16 protein-coding genes are annotated in these 20,608 nt (G+C 45.1%); 9 read left to right on the plus strand and 7 right to left on the minus strand.

What is annotated here, in order from left to right; genetic code table 11:
- A partial coding sequence (locus tag QUB37_RS02260) for a hypothetical protein (protein ID WP_333158691.1) occupies positions 1-491 on the minus strand: 491 nt, incomplete at its 3' end.
- Here QUB37_RS02260 and QUB37_RS02265 point away from each other — a divergent pair.
- The gene (locus QUB37_RS02265) at positions 478-1,668 is read left to right on the plus strand and encodes an Ig-like domain-containing protein (protein ID WP_333158693.1); all 1,191 of its coding nucleotides are present in this window, start codon (positions 478-480) and stop codon (positions 1,666-1,668) included. The two genes, QUB37_RS02260 and QUB37_RS02265, sit on opposite strands and share 14 nt — an antisense overlap.
- Before the next feature lie 255 nt (positions 1,669-1,923).
- On the opposite strand, the gene QUB37_RS02270 is transcribed toward QUB37_RS02265, so the two are convergent.
- The 4 genes from QUB37_RS02270 to QUB37_RS02285 all read right to left on the minus strand — a co-directional run bounded on the left by QUB37_RS02270 (position 1,924) and on the right by QUB37_RS02285 (position 9,287).
- Positions 1,924-2,628, minus strand: coding sequence for a rhomboid family intramembrane serine protease (locus QUB37_RS02270; RefSeq protein WP_333158696.1), 705 nt, complete (start codon positions 2,626-2,628; stop codon positions 1,924-1,926).
- A 550-nt stretch (positions 2,629-3,178) separates the two neighbouring features.
- Positions 3,179-4,276, minus strand: a complete 1,098-nt coding sequence (locus tag QUB37_RS02275) for a DJ-1/PfpI/YhbO family deglycase/protease (RefSeq protein ID WP_333158698.1) — start codon at positions 4,274-4,276, stop codon at positions 3,179-3,181.
- Between the two features lie 136 nt (positions 4,277-4,412).
- On the minus strand, positions 4,413-5,171 hold the full coding sequence (locus QUB37_RS02280) for an SDR family oxidoreductase (RefSeq protein ID WP_333158700.1): 759 nt from the start codon (positions 5,169-5,171) through the stop codon (positions 4,413-4,415).
- Between the two features lie 249 nt (positions 5,172-5,420).
- Positions 5,421-9,287 carry a PAS domain S-box protein gene (locus QUB37_RS02285; RefSeq protein WP_333158702.1) on the minus strand — a complete coding sequence of 1,289 codons (3,867 nt, stop codon included), beginning with the start codon at positions 9,285-9,287 and terminating at the stop codon, positions 5,421-5,423.
- 243 nt (positions 9,288-9,530) lie between these two features.
- Here QUB37_RS02285 and QUB37_RS02290 point away from each other — a divergent pair, with 243 nt between their 5' ends.
- The 4 genes from QUB37_RS02290 to QUB37_RS02305 all read left to right on the plus strand — a co-directional run bounded on the left by QUB37_RS02290 (position 9,531) and on the right by QUB37_RS02305 (position 15,817).
- Positions 9,531-11,705 carry an EAL domain-containing protein gene (locus QUB37_RS02290; protein ID WP_333158703.1) on the plus strand — a complete coding sequence of 725 codons (2,175 nt, stop codon included), beginning with the start codon at positions 9,531-9,533 and terminating at the stop codon, positions 11,703-11,705.
- 179 nt (positions 11,706-11,884) lie between these two features.
- Complete coding sequence (locus QUB37_RS02295) at positions 11,885-12,832, plus strand: NAD(P)-dependent alcohol dehydrogenase (RefSeq protein ID WP_333158706.1); 948 nt, start codon at positions 11,885-11,887, stop codon at positions 12,830-12,832.
- 566 nt (positions 12,833-13,398) lie between these two features.
- A complete protein-coding gene (gene tatC, locus QUB37_RS02300; RefSeq protein ID WP_333158914.1) occupies positions 13,399-14,166 on the plus strand; it encodes a twin-arginine translocase subunit TatC in 768 nt (255 codons plus the stop codon).
- A 670-nt stretch (positions 14,167-14,836) separates the two neighbouring features.
- Positions 14,837-15,817 (plus strand): calcium-binding protein, encoded by a 981-nt coding sequence (locus QUB37_RS02305; protein ID WP_333158708.1) that lies wholly within the window; start codon positions 14,837-14,839, stop codon positions 15,815-15,817.
- A gap of 203 nt (positions 15,818-16,020) precedes the next feature.
- Here the strand turns inward: QUB37_RS02305 and QUB37_RS02310 are convergent, their stop codons facing one another.
- Together QUB37_RS02310 and QUB37_RS02315 are read right to left on the minus strand one after the other, a co-directional pair.
- Positions 16,021-16,329, minus strand: a complete 309-nt coding sequence (locus QUB37_RS02310) for a carbon dioxide-concentrating mechanism protein CcmK (RefSeq protein ID WP_333158710.1) — start codon at positions 16,327-16,329, stop codon at positions 16,021-16,023.
- Positions 16,330-16,740: 411 nt separating this feature from the next.
- A complete protein-coding gene (locus tag QUB37_RS02315; protein ID WP_190740162.1) occupies positions 16,741-17,058 on the minus strand; it encodes a DUF3067 family protein in 318 nt (105 codons plus the stop codon).
- 214 nt (positions 17,059-17,272) lie between these two features.
- Between QUB37_RS02315 and petC the strand changes: the two genes are divergently transcribed.
- The 4 genes from petC (at position 17,273) to psbQ (ending at position 20,518) form a co-directional block, all read left to right on the plus strand.
- Positions 17,273-17,815, plus strand: coding sequence for a cytochrome b6-f complex iron-sulfur subunit (gene petC, locus QUB37_RS02320; RefSeq protein WP_333158712.1), 543 nt, complete (start codon positions 17,273-17,275; stop codon positions 17,813-17,815).
- Positions 17,816-18,016: 201 nt separating this feature from the next.
- Complete coding sequence (gene petA / locus QUB37_RS02325) at positions 18,017-19,006, plus strand: cytochrome f (RefSeq protein ID WP_333158714.1); 990 nt, start codon at positions 18,017-18,019, stop codon at positions 19,004-19,006.
- Positions 19,007-19,111: 105 nt separating this feature from the next.
- Positions 19,112-19,963, plus strand: coding sequence for an alpha/beta fold hydrolase (locus QUB37_RS02330; protein WP_333158715.1), 852 nt, complete (start codon positions 19,112-19,114; stop codon positions 19,961-19,963).
- A 111-nt stretch (positions 19,964-20,074) separates the two neighbouring features.
- Complete coding sequence (psbQ, locus tag QUB37_RS02335) at positions 20,075-20,518, plus strand: photosystem II protein PsbQ (RefSeq protein ID WP_333158717.1); 444 nt, start codon at positions 20,075-20,077, stop codon at positions 20,516-20,518.
- Positions 20,519-20,608 lie beyond the last annotated feature (90 nt).

A 20,608-nucleotide genomic window follows, 5' to 3' on the forward strand; every position in this document is an offset into this window, starting at 1 on the left:
ACAACGGGAACAACCACAAGTCCCACAACGGGAACAACCACAAGTCCCACAACGGGAACAACCACAAGTCCCACAACGGGAACAACCACAAGTCCCACAACAGGGACAACCACAAGCCCCACACCAGCAACCACAACTCCCACACCAGCAACCACAACTCCCACACCAGCAACCACAACTCCCACACCAGCAACCACAACTCCCACACCAGCGGGGACAACCACGAGTCCCACAACGGGGACAACCACGAGTCCCACAACGGGGACAACCACGAATCCAACTCCAACAACGGGCACCTTGCCGGTACAGGTTCCGGGTACGAGTCCGAACCCGACTCCGACTGCGGGCGCGACAACTCCGAGTCCGAGTCCTTCGATCGTCCCCACTCCAACTGCGGCGCCCCCAACTCCTCCGCCTTTAGGCGGCGGGCCGACTCCGCCGAGTTTTACATCTCCGACTCCTAACCAGCCACCGCTCGTGGAAGCGGGCAAGACGGTGACTGGTTTGCAGAATTTGCCTCTGTCTCTGAGCATTTCGGCGCCCAGCGACCCGGAGGGCGATCCACTGTCGATCGCGGTAGTCGGACTTCCCAATCCTACTTTTGGTCAGGTAATTACGGGTACGAACCCAGTCACCGTGAACCAAAAGTTAACCGTTCAGGATTTACTCGGGCTGAAATTCCAACCTGGAACAAACGTGATCGGGCAAGCCGGTTCTTTCAGCTACAGCGTAGCTGACGACCAAGGCGGCACGGCAGCAGCGTCAGTGGCGATTAACATCAATTCTTTCGATACCTCCGTAACTGTTCCAACTCTCCTGCCGCCTATTGCTGTCGATGACGGCATCGTATTTACCAATACGAATAATTTGCTGCCCACTTTCATCGACGTGCTGGCCAACGATTCCAGCCCGCAAAAAGGGACGCTCAGCATTATCAATGTCAGCACACCACAACTGGGGGTAGCTGTAAATCTTGTCTCTCAAGTGCAATTCATCCCCGGCAACGTAGCCGGTACAACTGCTTTCACCTACAGCGTCAGCGACGGATTCGGGACAATTCCGGGCGTGGGTACTGTCACCGTTCAAATCTTGCCGGCTGATAGCGGGCCTAACAATTTGGTTGGGGGTTCTTTGCCGGACAATTTGGACGGTTTGGCGGGCAGCGATACTATTGATGGTCAAGGCGGCAACGATACGATTAACGGCGGTGTGGATAACGACGTGATCGTAGGCGGCCTCGGCGCAGATACCATGACGGGGGGCGGCGGCGGCAATCAATACCGCTATACCAGCCCTGCACAAGGTGGGCCTGGCTTTGATGCGGCTTCTTCGGCGGCGATCGAGGCTGCGATCGCGGCGGGCGGATACGATGTGATTACTGATTTTAGCGGTCTCGGTGTGCCGATCGCCGATCAGTTTAATTTTGCCCCCGGATTTGCGAATCTTAGCGGTAACAGCCAAGTTCTGCTGAATGTGCAGACAACGGTTTCTGCAAATATTCTGGGAGGAAGTGCTTTCTTGTTTGCCTACGATTCGGGCGGCAATACTTACATCATTTATGACGGTAATGGCAATAACCTCACCGGCAGCGATTCTCGCATTTTGGCGAAGTTAAATGGTGTAACTGGGGTTTCTTCTCTTTCGGAATTTGATTTCACGTTTATCTAGGAAGATAAGAGGTTGGAAACCGCAGATTAACGCAGATAAACGCCGATTTACTTGGCAGTTTATCTGCGTTAATTTTTGTTCACCTACGGTGAAAAATTAAATCTGATTATCTTCAGAAAACAATCCCAACTAAGAGCCAAGCATAGCACCGAACTTTGAGAAAAATTAGAGGTTTTCACCGCAGATTAACGTAGATAAACGCCGATTTCCTTTGCAGTTTATCAGCGTTAATTTGAGTTAATCTGCGGTGAAAAATTAAATCTGATTATCTTCAGAAAACAATCCCAACAAAGGGCCGAGAATAGCGCCGAAAACAAAGCCGCCAGCGTGGGCCCAGTAGGCAACTCCCCCGGATTCCATGCCGACACTTGCCGGGGCATTCAAGGAAGCCAGGCCGCTCAATGCTTGCTGTGCAAACCAAAATCCTAGAAAGAAGAAAGCGGGGACTCTGACAGTGGTAATAAAGATTCCCAAGGGCAGCAGTGTGAGAACTTTGGCTTGGGGATATCTGAGAATGTAAGCTCCCATGACGCCTGCGATCGCGCCGCTAGCACCCAGGGACGGAATGGCAGATGCTGAGGAAAAAAACCACTGAGTTAGTGATGCTAAAACGCCGCAAGTAAGGTAAAATATTATAAATTTGACGTGTCCTAAACGGTCTTCTACGTTGTTGCCAAAAATCCACAAAAATAACATATTGCCGGCAATGTGAAGAAAGCCTGCGTGCAGGAATTGGGAGCTAATTAGTGTCGTCCATTCGGGAAATGGCGAAACGGGCAGAGCAACCCGACACATATTGCTTAACTGGCAAGGAACTACGGCCCAAGAGTAGAAAAATTCGGTTAATTGTCGATCGCCCAAACTGAGTTCGTACAAAAATACTAATATGTTTGCCGCAATCAGCCCGTAGGTGACATAGGGAGTGATAGTAATGGGATTTTCATCGCGTAAGGGAACCACAGCCTTTTTTTCCTCATCAAAATATTGGCAACACAGTAGCGCATTTATAGCCTAGGTGTCTCCTGTCTAAAGGAAGAGGAAACAAGCCAATCGATTTTAGATTTTGGATTTTAGATTTAAAGAATTTAAGAATTTAAGAATTTAAGAAGGCGACCTCACGGATGTATCCGGGGGCTGGTTAATCGATTTTAGATTTTAGATTTTAGAATTAAAGAATTGAATAATTGAAGAAAGCGACCTCACGGATGTATCCGGGGGCTGCTTATCGGATACTATATTTTTTATTTATGCACGGATGAATCCGGGGGCTTGTACCGCCCTTGGATGTCGCAAGCTTCCTTCAAACCCGCAGTGTCCCGCTGAAATAATAATAAAACCCATTGAATAAAACCCTCCACCTTGCAGTTAGTTGAATATCTGCTTGTTAGTGTTGGGTTTTATATTACCGCCAAGGGGTATATTGTAGGATTGCAGAGCAAGTTTGTAGTTGCGATATTGGTGGAGTTTTAACAAGTCAACACAACTACAAACTTATTTATCCCCTTGCTGATTACATTTTTACAGCGGGGCTAGTCGAAGGTTTAGGCGACTTAATTTCCTGGGAAGCTGCACGGGCGCGGAAGAGTTTAGCAACGACTTGTTCACACTTAGACAAATCCGATTCTATCTCTGTCAAAATGGCAGTTGATACGGGATCTGTGAACTTCACCCGCAGGTTGTTGATATCGACAACACCGGTTTGCAAATCACCGAGAGTGCTCCGCAGCAAGAACGTTTCATCGGTTCCTTGCATCGACGCTTTTAACTTAGCATATTTGTCAGCAATTTGGGCGGGAATTGAGGGTTTTTCACCGAAATCGTTGAGGCGACTTTCGAGAGCGATGATGTGGTGCTGTTTGTTTTGAATCATTTCTCTCAAGAGCGATCGCAAATCGCTGTCTTGGGTTTTTTCCGCATAATGCTCAAATGCTTCGCAAGCATAGCGTTCCCCTGCGAGGGCGGTATTCAAACCTTTAACAATGTCGCCTTGTGTAGAGCCTCCCCAACCATTAGCTAGTTTCCACCATTCTGCATTTTTGTCAGTTTCTTCTGGCAAACCGACTTCTTTTCCGCCGTAACCGAGGCGAGCCATAATTGCGGTGGTAAAAATTGCTAAATCTCCAGGTTGGCGGGAAGTAATCAAGTTGCCGTCAACTACTAAAGCTTCGTTAATGTAGTTAGCCCCGGCATTGATCATGTCTGTTTTAATTGCCAAGAAACCAGTCGCATTTTTGCCTTTCAGCAAGTCGGCTTCAATCAAAACTTGCGGGCCATGGCAAACAGCAGCAACGAGTTTTCCTTGCTCAAATGCTTCTCGTACAAACCTTACTGTGTTGGGATTAGTCCGCATTGTATCGGGAGCCATGCCGCCGGGAATTATCACTGCATCGAATTCTGCTGGCAATGCTTCTGTGGTAGTTCCGTCAGCTTGCTGGGCAACTTTTCCTTGTTTCCCTGCATACTTTTCGTTTGTCCGCGAACCGAGGACAACTACATCAAAATTTGCTTGTTTTAAGGCGTTGTAAGGAACTAAAAATTCCGAATCTTCAACTCCATTTTCAATGAGTATGGCAACTCGTTTTGTGTTGCCACCGTTATGGGTTGTCATAATCAAATTTCCTCAGACTATCTTTGATATAACCATAAATGATTTATGATTTTTTTATCGTCTTGCTAAAGTGATAAATTAGTTAGTTTTAAAAAGTGTCAGCATGAGCCTTGAGAGGTATTTTACAGTTATTGTCTCAATGCACATAAGAGGCTCCGTTAATGTCGATCGTAGTCCCGGTAGCGTGGGTAGCCAAACCTGACGCTAAAAACGCGATAACATTAGCAACATCTTGAGGAGGAGCTATTTTGCCGATCGGGATATCGCGAATAATACCAGCTTCACCGAACTCCTGAATAAACTGATTAGACATTTCTGTACTGACAAATCCCGGTGCAACTGTAAATGCCAAAATATTATCAGCCGCAAACCCTCTAGCAATACTGCGAGTTAAAGCAACAATAGCACCTTTTGACGCAGCGTAGTGCAGATAATTCGGGTCATCGCCACGAAAAGCAGCGCGACTTGCTATATTAATAATTGTACCGCCCTTGCGAGTTTTAAAATGAAGGATTGCTTCCCGGCACAAGTCGGCAACTGCAACTAAATTAACTTGTAGAGTTTGCTGCCAAGCTGACGACCAAATATCGAACTCGTCCTCTATGCCTGCTGACTGCATAATTCCAGCATTGTTAACTATAATATCAATATGACCGCGCCATTTTAAAGCATCTCGCCACAAAGCCGATGCCACGTTTTCCACCCTCAAATCTGCTGCTAATAAATAACAGCGATCGCCCGCAACACTTGCTGCGATCGCTTCAGCTTCTTTCTGACTGCGAAAGTAATGTAAAATCACCTCAGCCCCAGCATTAACCAGAGTCCGCACCGTCACTGCACCAATCCCTTTCGAGCCACCAGTTACTAAAATTACCTTTCCGGTTAAATCAATCATTTCTGTCTCTCTTTTCTCTGTGACCTCTGCGCCCTCTGCGGTTAATAAAAAAAAATCCCCTTCACACACGAAATAGAATTGCTATATGATACAGCAAATTCCATCTAATGTGTATGCCATTTCCTCGTGCTGATGGATATCTGCAACAGACCTCTCCAAAAACTTTCAAATCCTTTTCTATGTTGGTTGCAATTGGAAATCTAGCCACTACTGAAAGCACTATAGCTTCTTTGTCCTTAAACTTGATAACTACAGTGGAGTCGGCAGCAGAGGTCGAATTAACTCCATAATTCTGTCAGAATTAAAATTATTGATATAATTAGTTAGTGCCTTGGACAAACTTGCTTTGGATTCGGGAATTTGTACAATTAATTCGTTCATAACTTCGGTGTCGAGATAGTAAGCGGCGTGATACATTTGTTCTAACCACTGAGGGGGCATCATGGATAGATCTGCTACAGACACCGTTTCAACTAATAGTTTTTGTGGAGTTTGTCCTACGACTTCGTAGATATATTTTACTCCCAAATATTTAGCAAGTTTGTCAAAGATGTCTCTCTGCTGAAATGGCTTGCTTATAAAGTCGTTAAAGCCAGCCATAAGAACTTTCTCTCGCTCTTCTTCAAAAATACTGGCAGTTAAAGCAATAATGACAGTTTCTTGGCTCTGAGGGCGTTCTCTAATATATTTAGTAGCTGTGTAGCCATCCACGATCGGCATTTGCAGATCCATCAGAATCAGGTGTGGCCGCCAACTCTCCCACAGTGAGAGTGCCTCCACTCCCTGTTTTGCTTCTCTCACCTCAAAACCAACCGAGATCAGGATCTCGACTAACAAGCGACGATTTTCTCCTAAATCTTCAACAATAAGAATGCGGTAAGTCGGTTGTCCGGGAGCTAAATTAATTACTCTTTGATTAATTGATTCTGGGGGTAAGGATTCGGCTTGAGGTAACTGTACACCAATCTTAAAAGAAAAAGTGCTACCTCGGTGCAAAGTGCTTTTAACCCGAATTTGACCGCCCATGAGTTTGACGAGTTTTTGACTGATCGCTAAACCAAGCCCACTGCCTTGACTCAAATTCTTCCCAGCTTCGGCTTGCACAAATACCTTAAATAGGCTCTCAATTTCTGTGGGTGCGATTCCCACACCTGTATCCTCAACTTCAAAAGATAGGTGACAGGATGTTTTGTCTCTTTGTGCTGCTCTTACTCGTAGAGTGACGCTTCCTTGATTGGTAAACTTAATCGCATTACTAAGGAGATTGACCAAGACTTGATAGAGTTTTTTCCCGTCGCTATGCACAAATTGAGGAATGTCGGGATCTAGCTCAAAAATTAGTTGCAATTCTTTAGATTGGACTTTAGCTTGGAACATTTCTTCAATAGAAGTCAGCAAATTTGTCAAACCAAAGTCAGAAGGATTGAGGGTCATCCGTCCGCTCTCTATTTTGGATAAATCTAAAATATCGTTAATCAAATCCAATAAATGTCTACCGCTACGATTGACAATCTGTAAACGTTCTTGGAGAGAAGGAGTCAGATTTTTCTCATAGCTCATCAATTGCGTGAATCCCAAAATTGAGTTGAGGGGGGTGCGGAGTTCGTGGCTTATATTGGCGAGGAAGACAGTCTTGGCTTGGTTTGCTTCATTTGCCTGATGAAATTCCAACTCAGCTTGTTTGCGATCGCTAATATCAATTAAATATCCTAAAATTTCTACTGGTGTACCTGAATGATCTTGAATTAGCCTAAACTGAGCGAGCATCCAGCGATAAACCCCATCGGAGCGACGAAAACGGTATTCCTGGAAATACAAATCATTAATGAATAGATTTGCCAAGCCATGAACCACTGTTCCTAAATCATCGGGGTGTAAGTGATTCACCCAAAATTTAGAATCTTCTAAAAACTCGCTGGTTTCGTAGCCCCATATATCTTTGATATTTTCGCTGATGAACGTTGCGCCATAATCGCCAGCAGGTTTACTGCTAAAAATGACAACGGGGCTGTAGTTTAGAAGAAAGTTGAGGCGATTTGTGGTAGCTTGCAAGGCTTGCTCAGCTAGTTTTAGCTCTGTTGCGTCCTCCTGAACGGCAACATATACAGTTCCGTATTCAGGATGCTCAAACTTGGATGTATGAACTCTGCACCAAAAGAGAGTTCCATCTTTCTTTCTATTGTGGACTTCATATTTCGCTTCGCCGGTCTGTTCAATTTGAGTGACGATATCTAGAACGGTTACATCTGGTGTAAAATTTGTATCGACATAATTCAAGACACCAAGGGCTTGACCTGCGAGTTCGCCCTCTGTGTAGCCAAACATAGCGTCAAAGGTTGGATTGGTGTAGACGATCATGAGGTCTGAGGCTTTAATCAAACATACTCCTTCTGCCATGTTATTCATGATAACGCTTTGAAGTTCTAGCGTTTTTTGAGCTTCTTTTTGAGCCGTAATTTCTTGGATTTGAGAAATAAAATGCAGTGGATTTCTCTGTGCATCTTGTACTAGCGAGCCATTAAGAATAATCCAAATAATATGTCCTTGTTTATGGAAATACCGTTTTTCCAGTTGGTAAGTTGAAATTGTTCCGGCTAATAGCTGATGTGCATAACTAAGATCCGCATCTAAATCGTCAGGATGGGTGATATCTTGGAAACTTAATGCTAACAACTCTTCTGAGGAGTAGCCAAGAATCTGACATAAGGCAGGATTGACTTTAATCCAGTGCCCATCAAGTGAAACGATCGCCATCCCGATAGAGGCATCTTCAAACGCATGGCGAAACTGCTCTTCACTGTTTCGTAAAGCCATCTCAATTTGTTTGCGATCGCTAATATCGCGCAGAATAACAGTAAATACCGTTTCGTCTCCCATTTCCAGCCTAGAAATAGAGGCTTCAGCCGAAAACTGCGTTCCATCTTGACGACGACCCAAAATCTCGCTTCGTTCTCCCATCCTTCGCGCTCTAGTAGAAGACTGTGCAAATTGTTTGATATGCTGCGGGTGTGCATTTCTAAACTGTTCTGGCAGCAGTAAATTCAGTGGCTCCCCTAAAATATCCTCAATTTTATAGCCAAATATCTTTTCTGCCCCTTGATTAAACAGGGTAATGCGTTGAGTGCGATCGATGGAAATAATTGCATCATTGGCGATTTCTAGAATGCCCGCAAAACGAGCCTGCGATTTTTGTAAAGCATCTGTTCGTTCAGCCACAAGAATTTCTAAATTTTCGTTAAGTTTTTTAATTTCTTTTTCCGCTTGTTGGCGCTTATAATCTATCTGGTTCAAAAAGCGAGCCGTCCCCAAGATGAGAATTGAGAACGTGACAACCATAACAGTTGAACGCAATGTATAGCCAAAATTAGCGTTATACCAGCCTAAATTTTGTCCCTGAAGAGTGAACCAGTTCAGTGTCACTGGAAAGGTCGTCGCCCAAGGCAGCAACCACCGAACCATTACTCCGCCGACCAGACGACTGCTTACTACTTGCATTAATCCTTCGTTGGGGCGGAGCAATAAAATTCCTCCATAGAGGATGAAAAAGGTGGCGATCACGTTTACGGGTTGAGTCGTTGTAATTGTGATCAAATGTTCAAGAATATCGACATTGAATAGGTGTCCAAATAAAGCTAGTAGAGAAATTAAAGCTGCAACACTACTAAAAATCTGAGCCAACCAAGTATCCCGTTGGGAATTTTGCCCTAACAATAACAGTGCTAGTCCCATCAGCACAAAATTTAGGGCGGTATTTACTCCCATTCTTCCCGGATAAGGAGTCGCTGAAGAAACGAAATCTCGGAAAAGCCACTGATCAATACCCAGTTTCCAACCAAAAATATACTCGCTCAGCGTCAGGAGACCCATGATGATGATAAATCCTGCCATCCCTTGAGCGATGCGATTGTGCGGTTGCGTTCTTTGGTACTGCAACAATCTCAAAGAAACTCCAGCCAGCAAAAAGCAAATTGCCGTGTTTGCTTTCATGGTCGAAGTCATATCGGTATCGGGAAAACCACTTTTGAGTAGGGAGATGTCAAATTGCCAACCAAGCAGCACGAGACATCCGATCGCAATGACGAGTAGACTTGCCATTTGAGAAATGCGCTTGTTCATAAATCGGCTGCTTAGGTTTAAATACTCTTCTTCTGATGTTAGACGAAGCGAAGAAGGGCAAGCACGGGGGACTGCCCCTACCCGAATAATTCAGATTTTGTAAGGCTGCGCCCCATTGCCAGCCCCATATTCCGGGATCGCAGGACTTCTTTGTGGGTAAAGTGAGTTTTTTAACCGAATAATTAAACTATACTATTTGTGCATATGTTTATATTCCTCTAGCAGGAAACTAGGGAAATTAGTATGATTGTCGATAGAACGAGCGATAGGGTTAGCGATCGAGCTACCAACTACCGAGGCAATATTTTAATTGTTGACGATCTGCCTGATAACCTGCGTCTTCTCAGGGATACTTTGAGGGCCGAGGGTTATAAAGTTCGCAGTGCTATAACAGGGGCAATGGCGCTCAGAGCCGCCCAATCGCCATCGACGGAGTTAATCTTATTAGACATTAAATTGCCTGATATTGATGGTTATGAAGTTTGCAGACAATTAAAATCTGACGAGCGCACCGCAGAGATTCCAATAATTTTTTTGAGTGCGCTAAATGAAACTTTTAATAAGGTGCAAGGGCTGGCTGCTGGAGGGGTAGATTATATTGCTAAGCCCTTTCAAGTTGAAGAAGTATTAGCTCGTGTCGAAACCCACTTAACTATCCGAAGGCTGCAACAAAAACTCCAAAAGCAAAATTTACATCTATTGAGAGAAATTGAAGAACGGCAACGTCTCGAAGAGTCTCTATTTGCCGAAAAGGAATTGGCTCAAGTGACACTGCAATCCATTGGCGATGCGGTCATTACTACTGATGCCCAAGGTAGGGTGAGATATTTAAATCCTATAGCTGAGCGACTGACAGGCTGGAAAACTCATGATGTTCAAGGAGTTCCTTTCTCTACAGTCTTCCTAATTGTAGATCAAGTAACGCGAGAGCCAGTAGAGAATCCTATAAACATGGCTCTATTAGAGGAGCGAATTGTAACCTTAGCTAACAATACTATTCTGATTGCCGATGATGGAACCGAGTATCCCATTGCTGACTCGGCAGCACCTATTCGAGACCGCCAAGGTCAAATTATCGGGGCAGTAATCGTCTTTCATGATGTTACTGAATCGCGCTATCTCACCCGTCAACTCTCTTGGGAAGCCAGTCACGATTCCCTAACGGGGTTAATTAACCGTCGAAAATTTGAGCAGCACCTAGTTGAGGCGATCGCCTCTTTTAAAGATAGCAATCACCAGCACGCTCTCTGTTATTTAGATTTAGATCAGTTCAAAGTCGTTAATGATACCGTAGGTCATATTGCTGGCGATGAGCTACTGCGCCAAATCACCGCACTTATTCAACAGGGAGTCCGTGCTCATGATATGCTGGCTCGCTTGGGAGGTGATGAATTTGGTATTTTGCTCACTCAATGTTCGCTCTCTCTAGCAACTCAGATTGCAGAAAACCTCAAAGACCTAGTGCATCAGTTTCGGTTTATTTGGAATGGCAAAACCTTTATCATCGGAGTCAGCATTGGAGTTGTTGCTATTGACCAAACAAGCCAAGATTTGAGGGAGCTTCTGGGAGCGGCTGATGCAGCTTGTTATGCTGCCAAAGCCAGAGGCCGCAACTGTGTTCATATTTATAGTCTAGATGATAGCGAACTAATTAAACAACGTGGTGAGAGGCAGTTGATTTCCCAAATCAGCCGAGCGCTGGAAACCAATCGTTTTTGTCTCTACTACCAAAAGATTGTCTCTATTACCTCTAAACCATTAGTACAGCATTATGAAATTTTGATTAGAATGCTGGAAGAAAATGGAAAAATAGTATCTCCAAATCTGTTTATTCCCGCTGCCGAGCGTTACGGCTTGATAACTGATATCGATTCTTGGGTGATCGAAACTTTTTTCTCAAACTATCACAAATTGCCGGATAAAGATGTTCTTAGTCAAGGCTTGTATACGATCAATCTTTCTGGGGCTAGCATTAGTAACAATCAGTTTCTGATGTTTTTGATCGAACAATTTTCTCGCTACCAAGTTCCACCACAAACCATTGGTTTTGAAATCACGGAAACGGCAGCGATCGCCAACTTTGAGCAAGCCAGATATTTCATGAGCGAACTCAAAAAGATTGGCTGTTGCTTTGCTTTAGATGATTTTGGCAGTGGGTTGAGTTCCTTTGCGTACCTGATAAATTTACCAGTGGATTATCTAAAAATAGATGGCGCTTTTGTCAAGAATATTAGTCATAATTTGATTTCTCAAGCGCTGGTTGAAGGGTTTAATCGTATTGCCCATGCGATGAATCTTAAAACTATAGCTGAGTTTGTCGAAGACGAGACTATCTTAGAAAAATTGCGGGAGATTGGAGTAGATTATGCTCAGGGTTATGGGATCGCCCGCCCTGTTCCTATTAACTTTAATCCCTAGTCGATCGCACGCTCGCCAGCGGGCCCGTTGCCTCACGCCTGCGCCCAGTCGGTCGGCTTCCAAGAGTCGATCGCCCGCTGCTACAAGACCGGCTCAATTTACTGTGTCACATTTAGATCGAATGTGCTGTAATTGTAAAGGATTGAGTGTTCTATTGGAAATAAACCGGAAAATTTGCCATGAAAGCAGTTGCGTTCGATCGCTACGGTTCAGCCGAAGAATTGCAGTACCGAGAATTGTCCAAGCCGATCGCCAAATCCAACGAATTGTTAGTGCGAGTTCGCGCTAGCAGCGTCAATCCCGTAGACTGGAAAATCCGGAAAGGACACCTGCAACTATTAACAGGATATAACTTTCCTCGAATTGTCGGTTCTGACATATCGGGAGTTGTCGTGGAAGTCGGCCGGGAAGTCACCAAATTTCAACCCGGAGATGAAGTTTATACTTTCTTAAATCCCATCAATGGGGGTGCTTGCGCCGAATACGCTGTCGTGCCAGAATCCGATGCAGCAATTAAACCGAAAAACATCACTCATGCAGAAGCAGCAGGAGTACCGATCGCAGGTTTAACTGCTTTGCAATCGCTCAGGGATTTGGGTCAAATCCAAGCAGGAAACAAAGTCTTGATTAACGGTGCTTCCGGCGGAGTTGGCACTTTTGCCGTGCAAGTTGCGAAAGCAATGAATGCGGAAGTAACGGGAGTTTGCAGTGCTAAAAATAGAGATTTTGTCAAGAGTTTGGGAGCAGATTTTGTTCTGGATTACGCGGAAGTTGACTTTACTCAACAGACCGAAAAATATGATATAATCTTGGATGCTGTTGGGACAAGAACATTTGCTGAATGCGAAAATGTGCTGCAATCAGAGGGAGTTTATATCTCGACTTTGCCGAGTTTAGACAACCTCGCACCGATGTTAACGAGCTGGTTTATATCGGGCAAAAAAGCTAAATTTATTTTAGCCAATGCCAACCCCAGCGATTTAGGGGCTTTGCGGGAGTTAATAGAATCCGATAAAGTTGAGCCGATTGTCGATCGCACTTACAGCTTACAAGAAGTAGCAGCAGCCCACGCTTACAGCGAAACGGGTCGCGCGATCGGCAAAATTGCGATCGTGATTGATGGCTAAAAAAAATTATGGCTAACCAATGGGCTTAAAGTAAAAAGAGCGATCGCCCTTAATCCAGAAACTGATTTCTGCTACCACCTGCACCCAAGACTAATAAACGTAAAACCTAAATAAAATCAACAATACCTATGACTGTGCCCTCAGACTTGGAGACATCCGAACAAGGTTCCGACAACAACCTAGAACAAGTTAGCCGGGGAAATAGCATTGCACCCATCGCCGATGATTTAGAGGCTGTCAGTAACTTAGAAGACGAAGAAGTTAGCGAGGAAAATAGCATTGCACCCATCGCCGATGATTTAGTGGATGTCAGTAACTTAGAAGACGAAGCAGTTAGCGAGGAAAATAGCATTGCACCAATCGCCGATGATTTAGTGGATGTCAGTAACTTAGAAGACGAAGCAGTTAGCGAGGAAAATAGCATTGCACCCATCGCCGATGATTTCGAGGGTGTCAGTAACTTAGAAGATAAAAAAGTTAGAGCTAAAAATAGCATTGCACCCATCGCCGATGATTTCGAGGGTGTCAGTAACTTAGAAGACAAAGCAGTTATCCCGGAAAATAACATTGCACTAATTGCCGACAGTTTTCTGGGTTCCCGCAACCTAGAAAACGAATTTCTAGACGAACTTCCTGACGAAGTTGAAATGTCTTTATTCGACCATTTAGAAGAATTGCGGCAGCGACTTTTCTACTCGCTAATTGCCGTAGCAGTCGCTGTAGTTGGTTGCTTTTTCACCGTTAAACCCATCGTCCAACTGCTCGAAGTACCGGCCGGCCCCGTCAAGTTTCTGCAACTAGCTCCCGGCGAGTATTTCTTTGTTTCTATCGAAGTAGCCGGATACAGCGGTTTGCTCATCGCCAGTCCGTTTATTTTTTACCAGATAGCGCTGTTTGTTCTCCCCGGCTTGACTCGCAAAGAACGCAGATTGTTGGGGCCGGTGTTTTTCGGTTCGAGTTTCCTATTTTTGGGCGGGTTAGTCTTTGCTTACATCGCTCTGATTCCGGCGGCGCTCAACTTCTTTGTTACCTATGGAGCGGATGTTGTAGAGCAGTTGTGGTCGATCGACAAATACTTTAAATTTGTGCTGCTGTTAATGTTCAGCACCGGCTTAGCTTTTCAAATCCCGATCGTCCAAGTATTGCTCGGCGTTTTGGGCATAGTTTCTTCCAACCAAATGCTCTCCGGCTGGCGGTATGTAGTCTTGGGAGCGGCAGTTTTGGGAGCGGTTTTAACGCCTTCTACTGACCCTTTAACGCAAAGTCTTTTAGGAGGTGCGGTGCTGAGCTTGTATTTTGGCGGGGTTGGTTTGGTAAAGCTTTTAGGACGATGAGAATTAAGAATAGCAGACAATGTAAAAGTTACCGAACATCTGAATTTTAAATTTGTCTGCTATTTTTAGCCGAGATTGGGATTGTTGTCAACTTATCTTAAAAACATTGCTTCAGCTATTTTGAGGGCGAATTCCCTATTTACTTAAGTAAGCTTATAAGCATTGTGTAAAGCTAAGCTTCTCAGCTATTTGAGTAAATTGATTGTTTTATGTGATAATATTTTCTGATTTAGTGTCTGTTGGATAAGTATTTAATATAAAATATAAAATTCACATTAGCAAAGTTTAGTGTTAGGTGTCTGGGGTCAAGGTTTTGAGCCTTAATTCACACTATTCTTTAGGCGATCGGGCTGGCAATTATAAGTTATTTTAATAATTTAGTTTTTAAGATTTACATGAAGATTTGACACGAGCTGATCCTTAGTATTCGATTTAGAGATAACATACCGACACAGTGAAATTACTGAACAAGAACGTAAAACTTCAGCGAGAGAGTCAACCTGGCTCACTGAAGTCTAGCTATATCTTTTGAGTTTCCTGGCTGCCTAAGATAGGAGACTTGTTGGTTTTTTGGGTGGATTTTTTAGTAAGTTCATTTGAAAAATTCACACTGTAAATTTTTACCTTTTTGACGGTTTTAGTTTCTTAATCTCAATCTGGAATTAAATAAATGGCAACAATAAATGGCACTCCGGACTCTGACTACTTACTCGGCTCTGATTTCGATGACTATATAAATGGCCTGGCTGGTTATGACACTCTCTTGGGCTTGAAGGGCAATGACTATCTCTTTGGCAATGAGGGCAATGACTTTCTCTATGGCGGGGATGGCAATGACGGGTTCGATGGCGGGATTGGCGATGACTGGCTCGATGGCGAGGTTGGCAATGACAATCTCTATGGCAAGGATGGCAATGACTATCTCGATGGCGGGGCTGGCAATGACTATCTTGAGGGCGGGGATGGCAATGACTTTCTCTATGGCAGGGTTGGCAATGATTTTCTCTTGGGCGAGAAGGGCAATGACTGGCTCGATGGCGGAGTTGGCAATAACAATCTCTATGGCGGGGTTGGCAATGATAGCGTCTATGGCGATGCTGGGAATGACATTCTCTATGGCGGGGCTGGTAATGACTTGCTCAATGGCGGGGATGGCATCGACACAGTATCGTACAGCGATGCAGGAACGGGTGTCTATCTCCAGTTGGGGGCAGTCGGCGACGGGTCTGGGTTAGGTCGGGCTTCCGACGGGCTAGGTGGCATAGACTCGCTCTCGGGCATCGAAGTAGCGATAGGTTCTAGTTATAACGATACTCTCCTTGGTGGAGACGGCAGCGAAACGCTGATTGGCGGGGCCGGCGACGACTTGTTGTTTGGCTTGAGCGGTGATGACTATCTGGTTGGTGGCATGGGGGCTGACAAGTTTAGGCTTTGGAGGGGTTATGGAATAGATACTATTGCTGACTTCAAAAAAGGTGAAGATAAACTTTTGGTACGTTCTCGCGCTCCGTTTGCAGACATCACTTTTCAGTCGATTAATAATGGTTTAGATACCCAGATTAATCAGGTTGGAACCCCTACCCCTATAGGAATTCTGAAGGGAGTTTCGAGTTCTTCTATCATTGCTGCCCGTGATTTGGATACTGTGTGATTGTATTATCGGCGTTGATCTGCGTTAATCTGCGGTTAAGAGTTCCAAGTTATTCTGGCTGTTGTTTCGGCAAAATATACCGCAGATAAACACAGCACAAAAATCGATCGACTCGCTGCCAAAAAATATAGAGGTGCGATCGCCCGCGCCTCTATAATTACTAAAAGTTAAAATTCAACACCAAAGTTTTGTCAAAACTTGGACTACATTCGGAACTGTTCAACTTCGGGAGTAAAGCCGATCGGCAAAACGTAATCCAGATTCTCGTGGGGACGAGCAATTATGTGATACGATAGCAACTTTCCGCCATCGACCTTTTTAACTGATTCAATTCCAGCAGCAACGGCTGCTTGCACTTCAGAGACATCTCCTCGCACTATAATTGTCCAGTAGGCGCGGGTTATTTTCTCATAGCGAACTAAAGTAACACTGGCTGCTTTCACCATTGAGTCCGCAACTTCTACTGCAGCGGGAAATCCTAAGACTTCAACCATTCCCAGTGCAACACCCATTACAACATTCTCCTAAATTTCACAAGATATCTGACACTCATTGTATGTGAAATTGTTGACAGAAATTGGTTCCGATGATTTTGGTAAGCTAGAAGTCCGATCGCCCAAAATTAAAAAAGCCCCTAAAAAGCCCCAGAAACTGTTGCCGCATTTAAATCCCACAGCAGGGCGCGCGCAGCAAAGCCCGGCACACAAGACTTTGAATCAAAACAACTGTGCAAATTAGATGCGCCACAGCTTAGTTTCTCACCAGCAGCAAGTCGTCTGACAAGCTCGCCGATCGATTTTCGGGACTTTGGGCTCAACTAATCCAGCCGCGGCGCGACACAAAACTTGAGGGAACTCCCCCATATCCCGGCTGTGGAGTCAATCTAAAATCTAAAATCTAAAATCTAAAATCGACTGAGTGATTCAAAACTCGTCTAGCAACCACTCCGAGGCTCTTTCACCCAAATCGAGGGGAACGCTGACAGCTTTACCCAAGCGCGGGCGATCGCGAGTAGTTACGATGTATTCTCTCACCTGTGCCGTGCTCCCCCAGCCGTTGAGGTAATTGGCCACCGCATCCAAATGCTCGAAATAATCAGCCTCCGTCATCGGAAAAGATGCCTGTTCTAGATATTTCCACATAACTTGCACAAAAATCTTGCCCCGCGTCCGCCGCAATCTGATATCGTAAGACTTTCCCCATTTTTCTAGGAGTAGCTGGTGTAAATCCTTGCCCGTCATGGTTGCTCCTGAGTTAATCCATTAAACAATAAAAGACTAAGTTCAAAAAATGTAATAATACTCTAATAAAGGCTGGAAGGCGCATTCTTAAAAGGAATTTTCGCGGCCTCAAATTTGTGCTAGCAGATTAACGGCAATTATCCTCCTTCTTCTGCACGTACAGGTTCGCTAACAGCTAACAAACAAACGTAACTTAAAACCGTAAAGGCAGGTCATGGCTCAAACTTCTGCTGGAAATCCCGATGTCCCCGATATGGGGCGTCGCCAATTTATGAATTTGCTGACGTTCGGTACAGTCACAGGTGTGGCACTGGGCGCACTCTATCCCGTTGTACAGTATTTTGTTCCTCCGTCGAGTGGGGCAGTTGGCGGCGGAGTGACAGCTAAAGATGCCTTGGGCAACGACATCATCGTTAGCGAATATTTGACTTCGCACCCTGCGGGCGATCGTACCTTAGCCCAAGGTCTCAAAGGCGACCCCACTTATCTTGTGGTGAAAGAAGACCAATCTATCGCCGACTACGGCATCAATGCAGTCTGCACTCACTTGGGTTGCGTCGTGCCTTGGAATGTTAGCGAAAACAAGTTTATCTGTCCTTGCCACGGTTCTCAATACAACAATGAGGGCAAAGTGGTGCGCGGCCCCGCGCCTTTGTCTCTTGCCCTGGCCCACGCCACTGTCGCAGATGACAAGATCGCTTTTACAACTTGGAAAGAAACTGATTTCCGCACCGGCGAAGCACCTTGGTGGTCATAGTTATTAGTCATTAGTCAGCAGTCAGTAGTCAGCAGTCAGTAGTTAGTAGCCAGCCTTTAGTAGTTAGTTCCAATAACCAATAACTAATGACCAATGACCAATGACCAATGACCAATGACCAATGACCAATAACTAATGACCAATGACCAATGACGAATGACCAATGACTAAATTGTCTGACCTTTGAGATTGAATACTCTAATGCCACAAACTAACTTATCTGCGATATTTCGCCGCAGTGCCAGGACGATCGCGAAAACTGCCTTAATTGCGATCGCCGCAGCAGGATTTTTCCTCACCAGCGATATCGCACTTCCCCAAGCAGCATTTGCTTACCCTTTCTGGGCTCAGCAAACAGCACCCGCTACTCCCCGCGAAGCAACAGGCCGCATTGTTTGCGCTAACTGTCACCTCGGTGCAAAAGTGACTGAAGTTGAAGTGCCGCAATCTGTTTTGCCTGACACAGTGTTTGAAGCTATTGTCAAGATTCCCTACGATACTAGCGTGCAACAAGTGGTCGGCGACGGCAGCAAAGGTGCCTTGAATATCGGCGCAGTTGTGATGTTGCCCGAAGGTTTCAAGATTGCTCCGGCTGACAGAATTCCCGAAGAAATGAAGGAAAAAGTCGGCGATCTTTACTTCCAACCTTACAGCGAAACCCAAGAAAATATTCTTTTAGTGGGCCCGGTGCCGGGAGAACAGTACAAAGAATTGGTATTCCCAGTTTTGTCGCCGAATCCGGAAACTGACAAGTCGGTTCACTACGGCAAATACCAAATTTATGTTGGTGGCAACCGCGGTCGCGGTCAGGTTTATCCTACTGGCGAAAAGAGCAATAATACTGTTTACAATGCTTCAGTAGCTGGCACCATTTCTAAGATTGCTCAACCGGAAGATGGCGGTTATCAAGTGACTATTCAACCTGCCGAAGGTGCAGCCGTTGTTGATACGATTCCCGCAGGCCCAGAACTGATTGTTACTGAAGGACAAACAGTTGCAGCAGGCGAACTTTTGACGAACAATCCTAATGTGGGCGGCTTCGGTCAAAAAGACGTGGAGATTGTGCTGCAAAGTGCAGGTCGAGTTAAAGGATTGATGGCTTTCGTGGCTATAACCATGCTGGCTCAAATCATGCTGGTTCTCAAGAAGAAACAGGTCGAAAAAGTTCAAGCTGCTGAAATGAATTTCTAAACGCGGCTGTAATTAGTTGGGTAAGGTGTTCTATGCACACCCAACTATTAGGTAAGTAGGGCGGGGAATACCCGCCTTATTGTTTGATAAATAACAAGTAAAATAATGTTAATTGATGAGAAGATAGTTGAAGTAGGCCCGCTGCAATGGTTTTATCGGGAAACAAATCCGGTTAACGAAACTGGTAAAATGCCCGTACTGCTGCTGCACGGTTTGCCGTCCCAGAGTTTTACCTGGACTGTAATGATGCCGGATTTGGCAGCCCAGGGATTTAGCTCGATCGCCCCAGATTGGGTGGGCTACGGGCGATCGACAAAACCAGACAAGCGCGACTTTGCCTACACTCCCGATGCTTTTGTTGACGCCCTCGCTGGCTTTATTCAAGCGATAGAATTAGATCGATTTTACCTCGTTGTCCAAGGGTTTTTAGCTTCAGCCGGCATTCAATACGCTTTACGTAATCCCGATAAAATTGAGCGTCTAGCTATCATAAATACACCAGTTTCAGCAGATATCAAGTTGCCTTGGAAAATGCAGCAGTTGGGGCTGCATTTTATTGGCGACATGATGACGCAAGACCCGCTTTTGGTTGACAGAACTCTCGAAGGTGGCAGCCGCCAGACAATATCAGACAAGGATTTAGATGTTTACCGCCGCCCGTTTTTGAAGAGTTCGGATGCAGGTCGATCGCTGATGAATACAGTCCGCAATATTCAATTGCCGCAGTCAATGGCCGAAATTGAATCCGGCTTGAAAGGATGGACTCGACCAACTTTATTTGTGTGGGGTTTGACAGACCCTTGGCTGAGTGTTGAACCTGCTCAAAAGCTAGTCGGTTCCCTGCCAAATGCAGAGTTAGTCACACTGGAACAAGCGGGGCATTATCCTCAAGAACATTGGTCAGAAAAAGTTGGCGATGCTGTGATAAGTTTTCTGCGCCGCCAGGAGGTAAAATAATACTTTGTACATAACTCTCGGTGCTAGGTCAGTGAACCAGCTCCTCGCCGAGCTGCATTCCCAGCCTCTTCCTGAGAACGAGAAATCTAAAATCTAAAATCTAAAATCGATATGACTCGTCCCCGTTCAATTTTTGCCTTGATGATGGCGTTTTTGATGGCATTTCTGGTTAGTTGCAGCAGTGTCGAAGCAAAAGTTCCAACGACATACACAGCAGCCCAGACCCAGCAAATTCAGCGCTATGTTCCTACCCTGACAGAGTTCCGATCGCGCATGGATAAACTGGGAACCCTAATTCAAAAACGGAATTGGGTTGATACCAGAACTTACATTCACGGGCCTCTAGGCGACTTGCGGAACACAATGAAAACCGTCTCTGCAAGTTTGTTGCCTAGTTCTCAACAACAAGCTGTTGATTTGACCAAGAGTTTGTTTGCCGATTTGGTTAACATCGATCTTGCTGCTAAAGACCTTGACTATGCAAAAGTCACGGCCAGCTATCAAAAAGCTGTTAATGATTTCGATGCCTTCTTGCAGCTAATTCCTAAAGCTTAATTAGCCTTAACTCACATCTGGCATCCAGAACAGGCAAGATGCCTGTTCCACAAAGAAGTGAGTTGTATTGTGGGGTGGGCCCCAGAGCCC

Origin of the sequence: Microcoleus sp. AT3-A2, assembly GCF_036705685.1 — a bacterium.
GTDB lineage: Bacteria > Cyanobacteriota > Cyanobacteriia > Cyanobacteriales > Microcoleaceae > Microcoleus.